The organism is Stenotrophomonas sp. 2YAF22 (assembly GCF_052114665.1).
Taxonomy (GTDB): Bacteria; Pseudomonadota; Gammaproteobacteria; order Xanthomonadales; family Xanthomonadaceae; genus Stenotrophomonas; species Stenotrophomonas indicatrix.
In genome coordinates this window covers 1-2,893 of record NZ_JBFRFE010000563.1, presented here as the reverse complement: position 1 = coordinate 2,893, position 2,893 = coordinate 1, and the positions used below count along the sequence as shown (strand labels likewise).

The 2,893-nt window shown below is 57.1% G+C and carries 4 protein-coding genes; 3 read left to right on the top strand and 1 reads right to left on the bottom strand.

Annotation, left to right across the window (positions count from 1 at the left end; genetic code table 11):
* Window positions 1-274: 274 nt before the first annotated feature.
* Window positions 275-826: a DUF4189 domain-containing protein gene (locus tag AB4Y84_RS18195; RefSeq protein ID WP_363734367.1), complete on the top strand. Its 552-nt coding sequence runs from the start codon at window positions 275-277 to the stop codon at window positions 824-826.
* 76 nt (window positions 827-902) lie between these two features.
* On the opposite strand, the gene AB4Y84_RS18190 is transcribed toward AB4Y84_RS18195, so the two are convergent.
* Window positions 903-1,025 (bottom strand): hypothetical protein, encoded by a 123-nt coding sequence (locus AB4Y84_RS18190; RefSeq protein ID WP_394197269.1) that lies wholly within the window; start codon window positions 1,023-1,025, stop codon window positions 903-905.
* Window positions 1,026-1,463: 438 nt separating this feature from the next.
* On the opposite strand from AB4Y84_RS18190, the gene AB4Y84_RS18185 reads away from it, so the two are divergent.
* Window positions 1,464-2,006 carry a DUF4189 domain-containing protein gene (locus AB4Y84_RS18185; RefSeq protein WP_363734368.1) on the top strand — a complete coding sequence of 181 codons (543 nt, stop codon included), beginning with the start codon at window positions 1,464-1,466 and terminating at the stop codon, window positions 2,004-2,006.
* A 48-nt stretch (window positions 2,007-2,054) separates the two neighbouring features.
* Window positions 2,055-2,893, top strand: an 839-nt coding sequence (locus AB4Y84_RS18180) for a type IV secretion system protein (protein ID WP_442250598.1), incomplete at its 3' end; no start/stop codon positions are given.

Genomic DNA, 2,893 nt, shown 5'->3' with positions numbered 1-2,893 from the left:
CCCCCAATGGCGGCGATGTTCTTCCAGGGCACGCTGGGTGGCTTCATGGCATATTCGCAGATAGGCGGTAGTCCGGTGGCTGCTGCGCCGAGTGCGAATGGACAGCCGCCGGGTAGTTACACGCCGGCGGCGCCAGCTGCTAGCGGTACGCAGTCTACGGCGGTACACGATGTAACTCCAAAAATGACCGGTGGGCATGACAATTCCCATTCACTGACTGGTGTCATGGGCAAAGCGGGTACGAAGTAGTTATACCTTGCAGGTGAGAGGAACTATGAAAATTGGTGGATTGCGCTTGGTGGTTGCGGTTCTTGGGATGATTTGGCTGTCCTCTGCAGAGAGCGTCTTTGCGGAAGGGAGATGCCCGCCCGGACAGTATCCTGTGGGGAGCGCCAATGGTGTGCTGGGTTGCGCACCAATTCCGGGGGCGGCGGGTACGCCTGGGGATCCAAGTGCTCCCGCGCTTCCTCCCAGCCCAACGGGGAGGTGGCACTCAACGTGGGGGGCTATTTCCCACTCGGAGGCCACGTCATCTGTTGGCGTTTCAACTGGCCTTTACTCAGAGTCTGACGCGAAGGAAGAAGCTGATCGAAAGTGTCAGGCCGAAGGTGCGCGAGATTGCGCTGTTATTCTGACGTATGCGAATCAGTGTGCTGCTTGGTTGGTTCCTCAGACGAAGACTTCGGGTTCGAAATCGGGGGTCGCCAGCGGCAAAACGCTTTCGGTAGCGAAGAACAACGCTAAGCAGCAGTGCATTGATTCCGGTGGTAAGCGATGTACTGTTTTCTATTCCGATTGCACAAAGCCTGAGTTCGAGAAGTTTTGATATTGGCCTCGAGCAGGACGGGTTGGCCTAGGCTTTTTCTAGGTTGCGAAGCGGGATAGATTCAGTCGCTGACTGTTCAAGATGGTGGTCCTGCCTTCTCTATCTTTTGTTTTTTGGGCGGAATGGTCGTTCCAGAAGCGGCTTTCCTGATGTTCTGGAAGGTGGTGCTGCTAGCATTGATTTCCATCGCGGCGGACATGGTGATGTGCTTGCTCGCTGCGTTCTGGTTAGATGCCTAGATTCATCGCTATCTCCTTGGCCTCAATGTCAGCTTCGACATGACCAGCCAGGCGCTGCAGCAGGGCGGTATGGGRTTGATCCTCACGACGCTTATCCTGACTGCCCCCCAATGGCGGCGATGTTCTTCCAGGGCACGCTGGGTGGCTTCATGGCATATTCGCAGATAGGCGGTAGCCCGGTTGCTGCTGCGCCGGGACCGAATGGGCCGCCGCCGGGTAGTTACAAGCCTATTGATCCCACGAGTACCGAGAGACGCGCAGAGAGCAGTCAGTTGACGATGCCGAAGGTGGCGCCAAGTCAAGATGCCCCGAGCCACACTCCCGGAGCGCTTGGAAATGCGCCCGCCCGTTGACTGAAAGCGGATGCATTTCCGCAGAAATTGGAGAGTCGTCATATCATGCGCATGTATCCGTTCATTGTGTTGGCATCGTTTGGTGTTCTTGGCGCCCTTCTTCCAAACCTTGGTCGTGCAGAGGGCGGAAGTTGCCCTCCGGGCTTCTACCCAATCGGGGGGCAGGGCGCGAGCGGCTGTGCCCCAATTCCTGGGGGCGCTGCTGGATCAGGTGACCAGATACCCTTGCCGCCTCGGCCCACAGGCGAATGGATCAGCACTTGGGGGGCGATAGCGACCTCTCTTGCTACTTCCCAAGTGGGAATGGTCTCAGATATGCGATCTGCAGAGCTTGCTGCTTCTGAAGCCATGCGGCGGTGCGCTGGTGGTGGAGCACAGGATTGCGAGGTTACGGTATCCTATTCAAACCAATGCGTGGCATGGTTAGTTCCTTCTGCGGATTTACCTGGAGCCCAATCTGCGGTTGGTCGTGCTCCAAAGAAGAGGATTGCGATTGCAGAAGCGCAGAAGAAGTGCGTGGATCCGAGTGGCAAAAAGTGCACCGTTTTTTACGCTGATTGCTCCGAGCCAGTTTTTCGAAAGTTTTGAAAGTTGAGCTGACTTTATTAAAGTCTGTTCAACGGTGCCACGTTCGTTATCAGGCTCAATGCATGTACGTTGGCTGGATGCTTATCTCGAAACGCCGTGCGGGTCCAGTCGATCGGGGACTTCGTCTTCTTCCGGTCGATCCTGTCTTACCTGCGCAAGCGGATCGACGATTTCGGCATCGAGTTGCTKGGCAACATGATGGCGTGGGTYGGYGGCATTGCGTTGACCCTGATGACCCTCTGGGTGCTTATCCAGGGCTTCCGCATCGTTACCGGCCGCAGTCGCGACTCGATGATGRTTYTGGTGACCAACATGGCGCGTGCYGCGTTGATCGTCAGTGTTGCCACCAGCATGGCGATGTTCGGTGGCARCCTGAAGAACTTCCTGATCAAGGACGTCAAGAACGAGATCACCTATGTGGTGACCGGSAAGAATGATTYGCCGGAGGAYCAGATCGGGAGGAGCCTTGCTTGGATGCAGGTAGGCCTGCCGAGCATTAATGCGATCAAGGTGCTCGATGACGGCAACCTGCGCGACGACAAGAATCGTGCCTTGTGGGCAGATGGCCTGGGTACCGGTGGCCCGGCGGTGACGGCGGGCTCGATGCTGCCGCTTTACGAGGTTGCCTTGGCGCTGTTCATCGGCTTGGGGCCGCTGTTCATCCTGTGCCTGCTGTTCGATCAGACCAAGCAGTTGTTCCAGAAGTGGCTGTTCTACGGCATCGGCACGATGTTCTCGATGGCCGTGCTGGCGGCGATGATTTCGATCGCACTGGACATGGTGATCCGTGTGTCYGCTGCGTTCTGGACCAGTGCGCTGGTCGACAAGTATCTGTTGGACCCCAATGGCAGTGTCGACATGACCAGCCAGGCGCTGCAGCAGGGCGG